Source organism: Vibrio penaeicida, from assembly GCF_002933855.1.
GTDB lineage: Bacteria > Pseudomonadota > Gammaproteobacteria > Enterobacterales > Vibrionaceae > Vibrio > Vibrio penaeicida_A.
Genome location: NZ_BFAQ01000044.1, coordinates 47374 through 63079, shown reverse-complemented (window position 1 = coordinate 63079; position 15706 = coordinate 47374). Strand labels below are relative to the sequence as shown.

Genomic DNA, 15706 nt, shown 5'->3' with positions numbered 1-15706 from the left:
ATTTGTATCTATATTTACAGAAAATAATATTCTGTCAATATAATTACAGAAATTATCTTTTCAGTTTTTGATCTCATGTTATGTTTGTTACAATGTTATCAATTAGGTGGGCTGATACCGTTGGTAGAGCCTCTACTTCATGGAGTAAGATTTGACCGTTGCAGAAAGGATAAAAGCAAGATTCGCTAAGTTAACGCGAGCAGAAAGGCAACTTGCTAATGTGATGCTAGAAAACTACCCTGCTTCGAGCCTCGGAACGGTTGTTTCACTGTCGGAAGCTGCAAAAGTCTCGACGCCGACAGTGGTACGACTAGCGAAAAAGCTCGACTTTACTGGGTTTCCTGACATGCAGCGTAGCATTCATGAGGAAATTGGGGATACGCTGAAAAGCCCAATTGAAAAGCACGCCTCTATTCCAAGCATGGACGAAAAATCGCACCTTCTGGATAGGTTCGCAGACACCGTGATGAACAACATCAGGCAGACAGTTGCACAGGTGGATGAAGCCACTTTTAGCAAAGTGGTGGAACTGCTAAGTAAGCCGGATTGTCCGTTGTACATTGTTGGAGGGCGTATTAGCCACTCCATTGCCGAATACATGTTCACGCACATGCAGGTCATTCGGGCCAATGTCACCATGATTGAACCTAACGCAAACAGTTGGTCGCATTATGTGATCAACATGAAACCGGGCGATACCTTGGTGGTGTTTGATATTAGGCGTTATGAGAACGACATTTTAACGTTGGCAGAAATCGCGCGAAGTCGAGACGTAGAATTGATTCTGTTTACCGATCAATGGGGTTCACCTGTGGTTAAATTGGCGCAGCATGTATTCCATGCTCGAATTGAAGCGCCATCTGCTTGGGATTCGACCGTTGCTATTACGTTTTTGGTGGAAGCCATTGTCGAGGCTATACAGTCTGCAACGTGGTCTGAAACCAGTAACCGAATGAAAGATTTGGAAGTTTTGTTGGATAAAGCTAAATTATTTAAAAAGTTTGTATGACCCGATGAATTTTGTTTGACTCGATGGGGAGAATACTAAAGAATTCCCGCATTCCAGTCCTGAATGAGCACCCTTCATGTCTAAGCAACTTGACCAAGAACAAATTGACACCATTAATCGTTACGATACTGAAAAGCGCCTGAAATACTGTGTGAAAGAGGTCGTAGCAAATAGAGAGATCTGGATCCTCACCGATGAGCATGGTTGTGTCATGCTAAACACTGAGGATGAAGATTGTGTACCAGTTTGGCCAAACAAAGAGTTTGCTCAAGCATGGGCGAACGGTGATTGGGAAGAATGTAAGCCGGAGCCTATTTCTTTGAATAAATGGCACAGCAGATGGACACATGGCTTGGCGGATGACGAACTATCTGTGGTTGTTTTTCCAAATGAAAATGAAGAAGGGGTGATTTTATTCCCTGATGAATTTGATTTTGAATTGAAGAAACAAGCGAATAAAAAATAGAGCCCTGCAAAACAGTTCTATCTAAAACATAGTAACTCAAAACGCGACTATGTAAAAAAACGGTACCCAAGCGTTTTGAAAATGCTTGGGTATATTTTTCATCTCATCACTCTCATAAATTCAATGTTGCGGCGAGACGTATTAGTGGATCAAATTAAAACCCCATAAGCGGGTATAATTCTCCTTTTCTAACTTCGCTAATAGCGCTTTCTAACGTACCGTCGTTTTTGAAATCCGCAATAATCTGTTTCACGACAGGCTCAGCTTCTTCTCTGCTCATACCTACTTTTAGCGAAGGGTGGTAGAGAATTTTTAGCAGTAATCCATCAAGGGGGGAAAGCAAATCCTCTGGCGACGCATCGTTAAAAATTGATGGGTATACCTTATCGGAGTCGTTTGGTAACCCCAACAGCTGAGTGATCTCTTCGACCACGCAACCGAGCAGTTTCCCTTTAGAACGCGCTTGATCAACGGGAATGATTATTCCACCTCTAATCAGCTCTCCGCCTACATCGGTTTTAAAATTCGCCATACAGATGGCTTTGCCTGAATGCTGTAACGAAGACTTTCCCAGAACTCTGACGATATCGTCTTCCCAAATACTTAATCGCGTATAAACCCAAATAATATTGGCTTCTTCTAAGTTATTCGTCAGGCTTATTGGGTGATTCGTGAGATAGGAGAGGTGCTTTATATGCATTTGTGCAAGCTCCGTATGAATGTCTTCATCCGGTACTTTATGCTCAATAAAAATCTTAATAGGCTCGCGCCATTTCCTAACGTTCTGTTTTTCAGATTCGTATTCGTTTTTTAGTGCAACTTCGTAAAACGCTTCTTCTAGGTAAGCGGTATCTAACCAGCGATGACTGGCTTGCGAATAAGAATAAATTGGGTAAAAGAAAAGCACCAAGTAGCCGATAAGATAAGACGCAAATTTTGTGCTTTTCGACATAACGAACCCTAATGTGCGGGAGCTTTATTGAAATGGCTTTCTATCAAACGTTGCGTAATTTGGTGAGATGGGTTGGCAATCACGTCGTGAGTCGATCCCGATTCGACTACATCCCCTTCATGCATCACCATTATTTTATCGGTGATGTGTTTGATTATGCCAATATGCTGCGACACATAAACAAAAGACACGCCCATTTCGTCTTGCAACTCTAATAGTAAGTTTATTATCTGAGACCGCATGGCCATATCAAGACCATTTAGAGCTTCATCAGCAACAATTATAGACGGTTGAAGAATAAGTGCACGGGCAAGGTTGATTCGCTGTTTCTGACCTGTAGCCAGCATTTGAGGGTAAAAATAAGCATGTTCAGGCAGTAGGCCAACACGGATCAATGTGTCTTTCACTCTCATTTTTCGAGCTTCTGACGACATGTTCGTATTTCGCTTCAAAGGGCCTTCGAGAATAGTCCCGATCTGTAATCTAGGGTTGAGAGAGGTGTTTGGATCTTGGAAAATCATGCGAATGAGTTTGCAACGCGTGGCGTAATCACGGTGCTCCAATCTTTCCCCCATTACACGAATTTCTCCTGAAGTCGGTTCTATCACGCCCGCTAACATCTTGGCCAATGTTGATTTCCCTGAACCATTTTGACCTATAAAACCCAGTGTTTGACCTGCTTCCAAGGTGAAGCTAACGGGTTTTACAGCCTCTTGCTCTTTTTTAGTGAATAAACCAGAGCGACTGATAAAGGTTTTTCTGAGGTCGCGAACTTCTAACAACGCGCTCATGTGCGTTTCTCCATATTCAGAGGGAAATGACAGCTAAACTTATGGTTTTTGACTTTTTGAGTTCGCGGAATTTCAACGCATTGGCGCTGGGCGTGAGGGCAGCGCGGACCAAGACGACATCCAATGGGTAAATGTTGAAGTGGTGGAATAGAGCCCGGCAAAGATTGTAATTTGGACTTGTGTGGGATCCAATCGTTAAAATCTGGCATGGCTTGCAAAAGAGCAACGGTATAAGGATGCTTTGGAGCATTTAGTATTTGTTTTGTTGCTGCAGATTCCACGGACTGACCACAGTACATTACGGTGATTCTGTCGGCCCATTGCGTAATGGTCGTGAGATCATGCCCAATGAGGAGAATCGTGGTGTTATTTACCTGATTCATTCGGCTGAGCAGTCTTAGAATTTGGGATTGTGTAATGGGATCTAAATCGTTAGTCGGTTCATCAGCTATCAAGACTCTGGGCTTGGTTGCGATCGCCATTGCTATCATGATTTTCTGGCATTCCCCATCGGTTAGTTCGTAGGGGTAACTGCGCATGATGCGTCTATGATCTTTAATACCCACTTTGTGGAGCAGTGCCATGGCTTGTTTTTTTCGCCATTTCCAAGATTGCCACCATCGACCTTCGAAAGAGTCACGTGGAATGGACTCGGCTAACTGACGTCCAACCCGTTCAGAAGGATCTAGACACGTTGAAGGCTCCTGAAAAATCATGGCGATGTCGCGAGCGATAACGCGCCTTCTTTCACGTGGTGTCAGTTGCAGCAAATCAATGCTGCCTAAACGTAGCCTGTCTGCGGTAACAGTCATGTTGTCTTTGGCTATACCAAGCACCGCTTTCGCCACCAAACTTTTACCAGAACCAGATTCCCCTACCAGCCCACGAATTTCACCTTCGTTCATGGTTAGGCTCATGCGATCCACTGCTTTTACCTTACCTTGCGGCGTTTCAATTTCTATTGTTAGATGTCTAATGTCGAGTAATGGCATTATTCTGTCCCCGCATTTAATGCGCGTCGGGTTCCTTCACCAACTAGATTAATTACAACAATAGTAAACATGATCACTAAACCGGGTAGAGTTACTGTCCATGGTGCGGAATAAATCAGTTCTACTGAATCACCAAGAATCGCGCCCCATTCGGTACTCGGTGCTTGTGCGCCAAGTCCTAAGAACCCTAATGCGGTAATGTCGAGTATGGCGACAGATAACGCCATAGTAAATTCAGCGGCGATCACTGGTAGCACATTTGGAAAAATGGAGTTCCAAAGCAGGTGAACATTTTTCGCCCCATCCAAACGTGCTGCAATGACGTAATCTTTTTCCACTTCATTGTGAACTGCCACATAAACGGAGCGAATAAAGCGGGGGATTAACGCTAAACAAATAGCCAGTAAAATATTGAATTCCCCAAACCCTAAGAAGGCAACGAAAATGATCGCTAATAATAGTGAGGGAATAGACATGACGGTGTCGAGCAGGTGGTTTAACGTACTTGATATTAGCCCTTTGGTCATGCCTGCCAAAATGCCAATAGCACAACCAATAAGACCCGCGATTAACGTAATCAAAATCCCAGCACCTAATGTGAGCTGAGATCCTTCAATCAATCGGGAAAGAATATCTCTTCCTAAATCATCCGTTCCTAAGAAAAACTCGACAGTGCCTTCAGCATTCCAAGAGGGAGGCAGCCTTAAGTTTGCGGTTTGGGCTTGTGGATCATGAGGTGTCAACCACGGTGACAGCAGCGTAATAACCAGAAGAATGACAAAACACCACAGCCCGAACATCGCCAAGGTGTTACTCCGGTAGCTATTCCAGAAATGCTCAAACTGTGTAGGAACGCGTTCTTCCTGATAAACATTATTTGTCAGCATACCATTCCTTTCTTACCAGAGGATTCGCAAACGCTCCGATCAAATCCGATAGAATATTCGCAATCAAAACAAAGGTTGCTACAACCATAACGCCCGCAGAAATCGCGACGTAATCTTGATTTGAGAGCGCATCAAGCAACCAACGCCCAATGCCAGGCCAGTTGAATATAGACTCGGTAATAATTGCAAAAGTCAGCATGCTAGAAAGCTGAACGCCAAATTTTGGGATAATAGGTGGAAGCGCATTTCGAATTACGTGTTCAATAACAATTTCGTATTTAGAAAGACCGTTTATTTTGGCTGCGCGTATATAGTTCTGCTGCATTACTTCCGCTACCGAAGCCCTCATTAAACTGATGATTTGTGTGGTAGGTGCGAGAGCGAGAACGATACACGGTAATATTAGATGTTGCAGTACGCTATGAAGCGCGTGCGCTCTCAGCGGGCTTTCCGATAGCATGGCATCAATAATAGCAAACCCAGTGACGTGGTCGATCTCGTAGAGTAGGTCATAACGTCCTTCCACTGGAAAAAGCTCCCAATTTAACGAGAACACGAGAATCAGCATCAGTGCTACCCAAAATAGTGGGGCAGCAAAGCCAGACATAGAGGTAAATGAGATAACCGTATCAATCCATTTGCCTTGTCGAGTTCCGGCAACGGTACCAATAGGCAATCCGATCAATAGCGCAATAAGAAAGGCAAAAAAGCACAATTCCAACGTAGCAGGGAACACTATCATAAGGTCGTCCCAAATAGGTGTCCCTTGAGCGTTTAGACCGAAATCAAGTTGACTGATTTCACCGATGTATTGAAACCAACCAGGAATCAGATCATCCAGTGCCGCAGGTGAATTTGGGTCAAGCCTAAGAATACTGAACCCTACAAATGTAAGGATCAGCAAAGTGATGATGAATAAGTTCAGTCGTCGAATGGTATACAGAAACATTATTCGCTCCTTTCAACGGTATGAAATGAGCGAACATTAAACGGGCTCATTTGAAACCCGCTCAGCGAATTGTGGTTGGCTTGATACTGAATACCATGTGCAAGTGGAATGACAGGCATTTCTTGATTCAACAGATTTTGTGCCTGACGATATAGGTTTAGTCGATACCTTGGTTGGTTGGTTTCTCGGGATAAATCCAACAAAAAATCGAAATCTGGGTTACACCACATAGAGACATTCAACCCTGCTTTTTCAGCGTTACAAGATAAAAGCGGACGCAGGAAGTTATCTGGGTCGCCCGTGCTAGCTGTCCAGCCTGTAAGTAACATATCGACATTAGGTAAATTTTTATTTAGCTCCGCACGGCTAAACCTATCGTCAGTCAGCAAATTCAACGTTACCCCAATATCAGCAAAGCTTGCTTGTATTTGCTCCGCTGTTTTACGTGGGCTAGGGTTGTACGGACGAGGCTCCAACGGAACCCACATGGATAGAGTGAGCCCTTTGGATAGCCCAGCTTCTTCTAATAACGCCAATGCATAGTTGCGATCATAGCGAATCTGAATACTGTCTTTTTGATAAGCCCATGAGCTTGGTGGCAAAAGAGTATAAGCAATTGAGCCTGTACCGTAATAGACGGAATCTAAGATTACTTGTCGGTTAATGGCAAGGTTAAGAGCCTTACGTACGCGGCGATCTTTTAATGCAGGGTGTGACGTGTTCAAAGCAATAAACGCCACATTCATCGCTGGCTTTGCATGCAAAACTAATTCTTCATCTTCAATAATAATAGGCAACTGGCTAGAGACAGGCGAAGATAATACATCGCATTCATTGCGTAGCAATTTTGCCAACGTACCGGTTCCGCGCGTTGATATATCAAATACCACTTGCTCCATTGCGGGTTCACCTTGCCAATATTTTGCGTGCTTCTTCACTCGAATCAAATCACCCGTTTGGTATTCATCCAAGTAGAAGGGACCGGTTCCTATTGGTTGGGTATCAATGTGATGTTTGTTGCCTTGCTCGATCAATTTACTTGCGTATTCACTGGAGTGAATAACCGCATAGGGTGTCGCAATGTTAGGGAGAAAAGTATTGTCTGCTCGGGTGAGAGTAAACTTAACTTGATTGTCGCTAATCGCTTCGACCGATTTTACCAACCCTCTAAAATCGATACCCTCAAACCAAGGGTAGCGACCTTGCCCTAAATAGTGAAATGGGTGTGAACTTTTAAGAATGCGTTCGAAACTGAAGACGACATCATGAGCTGAAAAAGGTCGGGATGGAGTAAACCAAGGCGCGGTTTGAAACTCCACATTTTCTCTTAGATTGAAAAGGTATTCGGTTCCATCTTCATTGACGTCCCAACTTTTGGCTAAGCTCGATATTGGTTCGTGAGTTTCAGGCTCAAGCGTTAAAAGTGTATTAAATACTTGCTGGCTAAGTGCCTCAGAAGTTAATCCGCTGTCTACTTGTTGAGGGTTAAATGAAACAGGTGAACTTTGACCACAATAAACAAAGCCTTGTTTTTTTACGATGCTGTGATCAATATCATCGCTGCATGCACTGAGAATCCATGCACTGGCGACGGTTAAAGACAATTGTATGAACGCTTTCATAGAGACGAGAATTCTGGCACTTAACGAGGTAATAATGTATCTGCTCATTAGTACCTCTCGATCTGGCTAATTTAACATTTTTTACCTGACAGACCAAACGATTAGTCTGATTTCGAATGGGCAAATGAGAATCATCGCACACCCTTTTTCATAAAGGATAAAGCTGAAATGAAACTTTACTCAGATTGTTGACCAACGAGATTGTATTTTCTCAACATGCCCCTTAACTGATGGTAGCTCAAACCGAGCATTTTCGCTGCTTGTCTTTGATTATGTTTGGATTCGTCGAGGACTTTGTGCAGTAAGGCGAGATCTTGGTCCTCTTGCCATCTTTTGTAGTCGATAGGGAATTGCATGCGAGAAATATCGCTCATCGTGTCGTCGGTCGAAGGTTCATCTTCGTTTTGAACCAGTTCAGTTTGCCAATCTGTGCCAAAGGGATTGAATACCAGTTCATCAATAGGGTATTCCCCCGCGCCTTGCTGATAAATGGCGCGCTCTATGACGTTTTTTAATTCACGCACGTTGCCAGGCCACTGATAATCAAGCAGAGATTGTATTGCATGATCCGTGAAACCGACAAAGACGGGCAGAGACAGCTCACGGCACATTTTAATGGCGTATTGCTCGGCGAGTAAAAGGATGTCTTCTTTTCTATGGCGCAGCGGTGGGATGTGAATGACGTCGAACGCTAAGCGATCAAGTAAGTCTGCTCTGAATTCTCCATTTTCTGCCATTTCTGGTAGATCAGCATTGGTTGCACAAATCAATCTCACATCGGCAGAAAGCGTTCGGCTACCACCCACTCGCTCATATTCGCCATATTCGATTACCCTCAAGAGCTTTTCTTGCACAGATAGGGGAGCAGTAGCGAGTTCATCCATAAAAAGTGAACCATTTTCTGCACGCTCGAAACGACCTTGGTGTTTGCCTTTTGAACCGGTAAATGACCCAGCCTCATGCCCAAATAGCTCTGAGTCGATTAACCCTTCACTTAATGTTGAGCAGTTCATTGAGACAAGTGGTTGATCCCATCGCTTTGAAAGGTAATGTAAACGCTGGGCGATCAGTTCTTTACCCGTCCCCCGTTCTCCAATGACGAGAACAGGTCTTTCAATAGGCGCTAGCCTTGATACTTTATCGAGAACAGAGAGAAAAGAAGGGGATTCCCCTATAAGATTTTGCTGTTTCACGATACGTTCCTTAAGCTGGTGGCGAAATTTACCAAGTGTTGGTGCAATTAATCATAACATAGAAAATAAAAAATCATATTTTTATCTATCTCGTTGTATTGTATGGTAAATAAAAGTTGGCACGCATTGTGTATTATAGAAACCATACCAAGTTGAACAGTCATAAACAGGAGATCAATTATGGGTATTTTTTCTCGCTTTGCGGACATCGTGAATTCAAACATCAGCTCACTTCTCGACAAAGCTGAAGATCCTGAAAAAATGATTCGTCTTATCATTCAGGAAATGGAAGACACGTTGGTTGAAGTACGCACAAACTCTGCTCGCGCCATTGCGGACAAAAAAGAATTGTCTCGCCGTGTTGATACAGTAGAGCGTCAAATCGAAGAATGGCAAGAGAAGGCAACACTTGCACTTACCAAACAGCGTGAAGACTTGGCTCGCTCTGCGCTAATTGAAAAGCAAAAACTGGAAGAAATGGCGCGTGGCTTACACACAGAGCAAACGCTAGTTGATGAAACCATTACTAAGTTAACCGGTGAGATTGGTAAGCTTGAAGCCAAGATCAACGAAACTCGCGCCAAACAACAAGCGCTTGTGATTCGTCGCCAAGCTGCTGGTAACCGCCGTGATGTGCAAAAGCACCTGCACACTAGTCGCACCGCAGAAGCGATGTCCAAATTTGAGCAGTACGAGCGTAAAATAGATGAACTAGAAGCGGAAGCAGATAGCTTTACATCGACAGGACGCTCTCTGGATCAAGAGTTCGCAGAGTTGCAAGCACAAGACGAGATTGAAAAAGAGCTCGCAAAAATGAAAGAGCAAATGAGTCAAAATAAAGAAGACAAGTAATTAACTAACGGAGTCTCTGTATGTCAGCAGCGTTTATCACAGCCCCATTGATTGTATTTCTAATCTTTGTGGCACCAATATGGCTAGTGCTGCACTATCGCAGTAAACGTAAAACGGCGCAGGGATTGTCAGACGAAGACTTTGAAAAGCTGCAATCCATCACTCGCCACGCAGAGTCGATGCAGCAACGAGTTCAAACGCTAGAGCGTATTCTCGATGCTGAATCGCCAAACTGGAGGCAAAATCAATGAGCCAAAAGAAGAGCTTATATAAAGACCCTGAAAATGGAAAAATCGCCGGCATTTGTGCCGGCGTAGCACAGTACTTTGGTGCCGAAATCTGGTTAGTTAGGATTTTGGTCGTGTCAGCAGCGTTACTAGGTTTTGGCTTTTTTGTTATTGTCGCTTACATCGCGTTAGCATTAATGCTAGAGAAGAAACCGAAAAGTATTAAACAAAGTAGTGCACCTCAATTTGAGCACAAGTTGAAAAGCAAGCCTTGGCAGTCAGGAGGTACTCCTAGCCAAGTGATTCATAACCTAGAACGTGAACTGTCTGATCTCGAAGCTTCGATACAAAACATGGAAGCGTACGTAACGTCAGACGCTTTCAAAGTTAATCGAGAGTTTAAGAATCTCTAACATTCTGTACGTGTTTCAGGGAGCATGAAACAAGAAGTTAGATTTCATACATTTATCTCTGAATTGCACTGGAACGCATATCCGTTTTCATCTATGTTATTACGAAGTTTCAAAACATGGATGAACACGCTATGCGTTTCAAATTTCATATACTTGCTCTATCCGTCGTAACTTTAGCTGGTTGTGGTCGAGAGTTACCCCCTGTACCCGAACCAGAATCCCGACCTGCAAAACTCCTCACCATTTCCCTTAGTGAAAAGCAACTTTTCCGCGAGTTCCCTGCTACTTCTGAAGCTGGAGATAAAGCTGTGTTGGCGTTTCGTGTGCCAGGTCAACTTCAATCGATTCCTGCAACAGCGGGTAAGCAAGTCAACAAAGGCGATATTCTTGCCACGCTTAATCCTGATGAATACCAACAACTGTTGAAACAAGCGCAAGCGAATTTTAACTTGGCTGAAGTGCAATATTTACGATTCAAGAAACTTCGTAAAGACAAGGTAGTTTCAGAGCAAGACTTCGATAAAGCTGCTGCGAATCATAGCTCAGCGCTGGCGAGTTTAGATCAAGCGAAAGCAAATGTAAGTTATGCCTCGCTTAAAGCGCCTTACAGTGGAACCATTTCCATCGTTAATGCCCAAAATTTTGAATTTGTAGGCGCACAACAAGGGGTAATGAACATCCAAACTGATCGGATTTTGAAAGTTGTATTCCAGCTTCCAGAACACATATTCCGTCGTTTTTCCATTGGTGACGTTGTTTCTGCAGAAATGAAATTTGATACGTACCTTGATCGTACATTCCCTCTTACTTTCCAAGAAATAGACACGGAAGCGGATCCAAAAACCAACAGTTATAAAGTGACCATGGTGATGGAAAGACCAGAAGACGTCGGTTTACTGCCAGGTATGTCGGGCATTGTACGTGTAGAAATTCCTGAGGGGAGAGAAACAACGATTCCTTCAAGCGCTGTAATGATGAGTGAAGGGCAATCCTACGTATGGAAAAGAAACAGCGATGGCTCTGTTGAGAACACTTCTGTGAGCTTGGATGATAGCTATCACATTATCAGTGGCCTCGAAGATGGCGATCAGATTGTTATTTCCGGCGTTTCAAAATTGAAAGAAGGCATGAAAGTGCGCGAGTGGATTAAGGAGCGAGGTCTGTAATATGAATATTAAAGTACCTTTAACATTACTTGCGGTATCTATATTGTCGGGTTGCGGTCAAGTTACTGCGGTGGAAGATAAGCCTTTGCCCAGAGTGAAAGTCGTTGAACTCGGAGAGTCCATTCAAAAAGAACAAATGTTTTTCCCAGCCGTCGCTGAGGCGGCCGACAAATCCGCGCTGAGTTTTCGAGTGTCTGGCGAAATCAGTAAATTAACTGCAAAGGAAGGTGATCGCGTTAAAAAAGGGCAAGTTATCGCGCAGCTTGATCCTACCGACTACCAATTGAAAGTTAATAACGCTCAGGCAAAGTTCTCTGTTGCGGATAGTCAATATCGTCGGTCAGAGCCTTTGGTTAAAAAGGGGCTTCTAGCGCAATCGCAATTTGATGAACTTGCTGCTCAAAGAGAAATAGCATTAGCTGAACTTGAACTCGCCAAACTTCATCTTTCTTTTACCAAACTACTTGCTCCGATGTCGGGGATCATTTCTCGCGTTAACGTTGATCAGTTTGAAAATATTCAAGTTGGTCAGCACATCGTGAATATACACAGCACAGAGCAAGTGGATGTGTTAGTGCAGATACCAGACAGATTGTTTGTTGCACAGCCTAAAGATTTGGATATTGAAAACATTCAAGTTGTCGTGCGTTTGAAAGAAGGGGTGGAATACCCTGCGGTAATTAAGGAATACACCACCGAGCCTGACCCTAAAACCGCGACTTACAACGTAACGCTTACTATGCCAATGCCGGACGACACCATTATTCTGGATGGTATGGCTGTTGAAGTAGCGGCACAAGGTCAAAACCAGGGGCTTAATTTCCGTCTAGGAATTAGCGCTCCCATTGAAGCGATATTCAATAGCGACGGTGATAATTTGGACCGGAACAATAAGTTTGTTTGGGTAATAGACGAAAACAATATTGCGCAAAAAACACCGATCGTAACTGGGAAAGTAAACCTGAGCGAAGTTCAAATAATCGAGGGATTAGAGCAGGGGCAGCGGATTGTAACCGCTGGTGTTGCGAGATTGCGTAATGGTATGAAAGTAGAATTAGTCAAGCAGGGGGCAGGTCAATGAGTAATGCAAACCAGCCACTAAATCCTGAAGAGAAAGGCGTCGCTGCGTATTTCATTAAAAACCGCGTGATCAGCTGGATGGTAGCACTTATCTTTTTGATTGGTGGTGTATCGGCGTTCTTTGGGTTAGGTCGTTTGGAAGATCCGGCATTCACCATTAAAGATGCCATGATCATAACGTCTTACCCGGGTGCTACTCCACTTCAGGTTGAAGAGGAAGTCACTTACCCGCTAGAAAAAGCCATCCAGCAGTTAACTTATGTAGATGAAGTTAATTCGACATCTTCACGTGGGTTATCGCAAATCAGTGTGACGATGAAAAGTAATTATGGTCCCGACGATTTGCCACAAATATGGGATGAACTTCGTCGTAAAGTGAACGATACCCAGTCTCAACTGCCTCCTGGTGTTAACCCTACTCAAGTTATTGATGACTTTGGGGATGTTTACGGAATTCTGCTTGCTGTTACAGGGGATGGTTACACATACAAGGAGTTGCTGGATTATGTCGACTACCTTCGCCGAGATTTAGAGCTTGTTGATGGCGTCGGTAAAGTGAATGTATCGGGGCAACAGCAAGAGCAAGTGTTCATTGAGATTTCAATGAAGAGAATGAGTACATTAGGAATTGCGCCAAGCACGGTATTCAATCTTCTATCCACCCAGAACACCGTCAGTGATGCCGGAGCGATTCGAATCGGCGATGAATATATCCGTATTCAGCCAACAGGTGAGTTCGAAAACGTCGATAAGCTTGGTGATTTGATTCTGACGGAAGGGGGCGCTCAAGGGCTAATCTTTTTACGAGATGTCGCCGAGATAAAGCGTGGATACGTAGATGTTCCTAAAAATATCATTACTTACAATGGTCATGTTGCGCTGAATTTAGGCGTGTCGTTTAGCCAAGGTGTAAATGTTGTTGAAGTAGGCGAAAGGTTTGACCGTCGGTTAGCCGAGCTGAAATACCAGCAACCCATCGGAATTGAAATATCAGAAATATACAGCCAGCCGAAAGAGGTAGATAAATCGGTTAGCGGATTTGTGGTCAGCTTAGGGCAAGCTGTAGCGATTGTTATTGTTGTGCTTCTGTTCTTTATGGGGCTGCGATCTGGCTTGTTAATCGGCTTGATTCTGTTATTGACGGTATTTGGTACCTTCATATTTATGAAGTATCTAGCCATAGATTTACAACGTATTTCACTGGGTGCTTTGGTCATCGCACTAGGGATGCTGGTGGATAATGCGATTGTGGTTGTGGAAGGGATACTCATCGGCACCCAAAAAGGTCGAACGAGGTTACAGGCTGCGACAGATATTGTAACCCAAACCAAATGGCCACTTCTTGGTGCTACGGTTATTGCTGTTACGGCTTTTGCTCCAATCGGTTTGTCTGACGATGCGACGGGTGAATATTGTGGGACCTTGTTTACGGTTCTGTTGATTTCACTGATGCTGAGTTGGTTTACCGCGATTTCACTGACGCCTTTCTTCGCAGATATGTTCTTTAAAGAGCAGAAAACTGACAAGAGTAAAGAGCCTTCAGACCCGTATAACGGTATGGTATTTGTGCTTTACCGCGGTTTCTTAGAATTTTGTATGAAGCGCGCATGGTTGACTGTTGTTGTACTTGTCGTTGCTTTGATCGTCTCGCTATACGGATTCACTAAAATCAAGCAATCGTTCTTCCCATCATCGACAACGCCGATGTTTATGGTTGACGTTTGGATGCCCGAAGGAACGGATATAAGAGCGACAAACACCAAGTTGAAAGTGATCGCGGATTGGCTAGAGCAAGAAGAGGGTGTAGAACATATAACCACTACAGCTGGTCAAGGCTTACAGCGCTTTATGTTGACCTATGCTCCTGAAAAGGCATACGCGGCTTATGGTGAAATTACTACTAGAGTAACCAGCCATGAGAAGCTTGATCCATTGATGGGAGCTTTACGCGAATACATTGAGGCTAATTTCCCAGAGATTAACTATAAGCTAAAACGCATTGAGCTTGGTCCTGGCGGTGGTGCAAAGATTGAAGCGAGAGTTGTGGGATCCGATCCAACAGTGCTTCGACGTATTGCTGCAGAAGTTATCGACATAATGAATGCCGATAAAGGAACGCACAACATTCGCCATGATTGGCGAGAAAGAACCAAAGTGCTGGAACCCGTCTTTAACGAAAGTCAGGCACGCCGTTACGGTATCACCAAGTCAGATGTTGATGAGCTTCTTATGATGTCATTTTCTGGTAAAAATATAGGTGTGTATCGCGATGGCACAACGTTAATGCCTATCGTATCTCGCCTACCAGAAGAAGAACGCGTCGATTTGAGAAACATCGAGGGGATGAAAATTTGGAGCCCAGCTCTAAGTGAGTTTATTCCGTTGCAGCAAGTCACATTGGGCTACGACATTCGCTGGGAAGACCCGTTGATTGTAAGAAAAGATCGCAAGCGAATGCTTACGGTAATGGCAGACCCAGATCCATTAGGAGAAGAAACTGCCTCGACGCTACAGAAACGACTCATGTCCCAGATTGAAGCCATTGAAATGCCTTCAGGTTATTATCTAGAATGGGGCGGTGAGTACGAGTCATCTCGTGATGCGCAGGAATCCCTGTTTAAGACGATGCCTCTTGGCTACCTATTCATGTTCTTGATCACAGTGTTCTTGTTCAATTCAGTGAAGGAGCCATTGATCGTATGGCTGACCGTTCCATTAGCAGTCATTGGTGTAACGTGTGGTTTGTTGCTGTTCGATACACCATTTGGTTTTATGGCGCTTTTGGGCTTCTTAAGTTTGTCTGGGATGCTGTTGAAGAATGGTATTGTTCTTCTGGATCAAATTGAGATTGAGATGAAGTCGGGTAAGGATCCGTATATTGCGGTGGTTGATGCTGCGTTGAGCCGTGTAAGGCCTGTATGTATGGCGGCAATTACGACCATTTTAGGGCTTGTTCCACTCTTGCCAGACATTTTCTTTAAACCAATGGCGGTAACGATCATGTTTGGATTGGGTTTTGCGACAGTACTGACACTTATTGTCGTACCAGTGTTGTATCGTCTATTCCATAGAGTGAAGGTTGAAAGCTAAGCCAGCACGTAGATAGT

Annotated in this window: 15 protein-coding genes; 8 read left to right on the top strand and 7 right to left on the bottom strand. The window is 43.9% G+C overall.

Going from position 1 to position 15706, the window contains the following annotated elements:
* Positions 1–151 precede the first annotated feature (151 nt).
* Together VPNCDNU1_RS22930 and VPNCDNU1_RS22925 are read left to right on the top strand one after the other, a co-directional pair.
* A complete protein-coding gene (locus tag VPNCDNU1_RS22930; protein ID WP_201797158.1) occupies positions 152–1009 on the top strand; it encodes a MurR/RpiR family transcriptional regulator in 858 nt (285 codons plus the stop codon).
* A 76-nt stretch (positions 1010–1085) separates the two neighbouring features.
* Positions 1086–1475 carry a DUF2750 domain-containing protein gene (locus VPNCDNU1_RS22925; RefSeq protein ID WP_104402502.1) on the top strand — a complete coding sequence of 130 codons (390 nt, stop codon included), beginning with the start codon at positions 1086–1088 and terminating at the stop codon, positions 1473–1475.
* 154 nt (positions 1476–1629) lie between these two features.
* On the opposite strand, the gene VPNCDNU1_RS22920 is transcribed toward VPNCDNU1_RS22925, so the two are convergent.
* The 7 genes from VPNCDNU1_RS22920 to pspF all read right to left on the bottom strand — a co-directional run bounded on the left by VPNCDNU1_RS22920 (position 1630) and on the right by pspF (position 8861).
* Entirely contained in the window at positions 1630–2427 is a 798-nt protein-coding gene (locus VPNCDNU1_RS22920) for a DUF2927 domain-containing protein (RefSeq protein WP_104402501.1), read from the bottom strand.
* An 8-nt stretch (positions 2428–2435) separates the two neighbouring features.
* Positions 2436–3218 (bottom strand): peptide ABC transporter ATP-binding protein, encoded by a 783-nt coding sequence (locus VPNCDNU1_RS22915; protein ID WP_104402500.1) that lies wholly within the window; start codon positions 3216–3218, stop codon positions 2436–2438.
* A complete protein-coding gene (locus VPNCDNU1_RS22910) occupies positions 3215–4210 on the bottom strand; it encodes a peptide ABC transporter ATP-binding protein (protein WP_104402499.1) in 996 nt (331 codons plus the stop codon). Before VPNCDNU1_RS22910 ends, VPNCDNU1_RS22915 begins: the two co-directional genes overlap by 4 nt.
* Positions 4210–5097, bottom strand: a complete 888-nt coding sequence (gene sapC, locus VPNCDNU1_RS22905) for a putrescine export ABC transporter permease SapC (RefSeq protein ID WP_104402498.1) — start codon at positions 5095–5097, stop codon at positions 4210–4212. Before sapC ends, VPNCDNU1_RS22910 begins: the two co-directional genes overlap by 1 nt.
* Complete coding sequence (locus tag VPNCDNU1_RS22900) at positions 5084–6046, bottom strand: ABC transporter permease (RefSeq protein WP_104402497.1); 963 nt, start codon at positions 6044–6046, stop codon at positions 5084–5086. The genes sapC and VPNCDNU1_RS22900 overlap by 14 nt, the downstream gene beginning before the upstream one ends.
* Positions 6046–7668 carry an ABC transporter substrate-binding protein gene (locus VPNCDNU1_RS22895; RefSeq protein ID WP_104402581.1) on the bottom strand — a complete coding sequence of 541 codons (1623 nt, stop codon included), beginning with the start codon at positions 7666–7668 and terminating at the stop codon, positions 6046–6048. Before VPNCDNU1_RS22895 ends, VPNCDNU1_RS22900 begins: the two co-directional genes overlap by 1 nt.
* Positions 7669–7844: 176 nt before the next feature.
* Positions 7845–8861, bottom strand: a complete 1017-nt coding sequence (pspF, locus tag VPNCDNU1_RS22890; RefSeq protein WP_104402496.1) for a phage shock protein operon transcriptional activator — start codon at positions 8859–8861, stop codon at positions 7845–7847.
* 180 nt (positions 8862–9041) lie between these two features.
* On the opposite strand from pspF, the gene pspA reads away from it, so the two are divergent.
* The 6 genes from pspA (at position 9042) to VPNCDNU1_RS22860 (ending at position 15689) form a co-directional block, all read left to right on the top strand.
* Positions 9042–9713: a phage shock protein PspA gene (gene pspA / locus VPNCDNU1_RS22885; RefSeq protein WP_101115309.1), complete on the top strand. Its 672-nt coding sequence runs from the start codon at positions 9042–9044 to the stop codon at positions 9711–9713.
* Between the two features lie 20 nt (positions 9714–9733).
* A complete protein-coding gene (pspB, locus tag VPNCDNU1_RS22880; protein WP_101115310.1) occupies positions 9734–9964 on the top strand; it encodes an envelope stress response membrane protein PspB in 231 nt (76 codons plus the stop codon).
* Positions 9961–10353 carry an envelope stress response membrane protein PspC gene (pspC, locus tag VPNCDNU1_RS22875; RefSeq protein WP_101115311.1) on the top strand — a complete coding sequence of 131 codons (393 nt, stop codon included), beginning with the start codon at positions 9961–9963 and terminating at the stop codon, positions 10351–10353. The genes pspB and pspC overlap by 4 nt, the downstream gene beginning before the upstream one ends.
* Positions 10354–10484: 131 nt before the next feature.
* A complete protein-coding gene (locus VPNCDNU1_RS22870) occupies positions 10485–11519 on the top strand; it encodes an efflux RND transporter periplasmic adaptor subunit (protein WP_104402495.1) in 1035 nt (344 codons plus the stop codon).
* A 1-nt stretch (position 11520) separates the two neighbouring features.
* Complete coding sequence (locus VPNCDNU1_RS22865; protein WP_104402494.1) at positions 11521–12600, top strand: efflux RND transporter periplasmic adaptor subunit; 1080 nt, start codon at positions 11521–11523, stop codon at positions 12598–12600.
* Positions 12597–15689: an efflux RND transporter permease subunit gene (locus VPNCDNU1_RS22860; protein ID WP_104402493.1), complete on the top strand. Its 3093-nt coding sequence runs from the start codon at positions 12597–12599 to the stop codon at positions 15687–15689. Before VPNCDNU1_RS22865 ends, VPNCDNU1_RS22860 begins: the two co-directional genes overlap by 4 nt.
* Positions 15690–15706: the final 17 nt, after the last annotated feature.

Bases quoted from the DNA above. Each gene is read 5' to 3' on its own strand.
- VPNCDNU1_RS22910 (WP_104402499.1), bottom strand. From the start codon at position 4,210: ATGCCATTACTCGACATTAGACATCTAACAATAGAAATTGAAACGCCG.
- VPNCDNU1_RS22895 (WP_104402581.1), bottom strand. From the start codon at position 7,668: ATGAAAGCGTTCATACAATTGTCTTTAACCGTCGCCAGTGCATGGATT.
- sapC (WP_104402498.1), bottom strand. From the start codon at position 5,097: ATGCTGACAAATAATGTTTATCAGGAAGAACGCGTTCCTACACAGTTT.
- pspA (WP_101115309.1), top strand. From the start codon at position 9,042: ATGGGTATTTTTTCTCGCTTTGCGGACATCGTGAATTCAAACATCAGC.
- pspB (WP_101115310.1), top strand. From the start codon at position 9,734: ATGTCAGCAGCGTTTATCACAGCCCCATTGATTGTATTTCTAATCTTT.
- VPNCDNU1_RS22870 (WP_104402495.1), top strand. From the start codon at position 10,485: ATGCGTTTCAAATTTCATATACTTGCTCTATCCGTCGTAACTTTAGCT.
- pspC (WP_101115311.1), top strand. From the start codon at position 9,961: ATGAGCCAAAAGAAGAGCTTATATAAAGACCCTGAAAATGGAAAAATC.
- VPNCDNU1_RS22915 (WP_104402500.1), bottom strand. From the start codon at position 3,218: ATGAGCGCGTTGTTAGAAGTTCGCGACCTCAGAAAAACCTTTATCAGT.
- VPNCDNU1_RS22860 (WP_104402493.1), top strand. From the start codon at position 12,597: ATGAGTAATGCAAACCAGCCACTAAATCCTGAAGAGAAAGGCGTCGCT.
- VPNCDNU1_RS22920 (WP_104402501.1), bottom strand. From the start codon at position 2,427: ATGTCGAAAAGCACAAAATTTGCGTCTTATCTTATCGGCTACTTGGTG.
- VPNCDNU1_RS22900 (WP_104402497.1), bottom strand. From the start codon at position 6,046: ATGTTTCTGTATACCATTCGACGACTGAACTTATTCATCATCACTTTG.
- VPNCDNU1_RS22925 (WP_104402502.1), top strand. From the start codon at position 1,086: ATGTCTAAGCAACTTGACCAAGAACAAATTGACACCATTAATCGTTAC.
- VPNCDNU1_RS22865 (WP_104402494.1), top strand. From the start codon at position 11,521: ATGAATATTAAAGTACCTTTAACATTACTTGCGGTATCTATATTGTCG.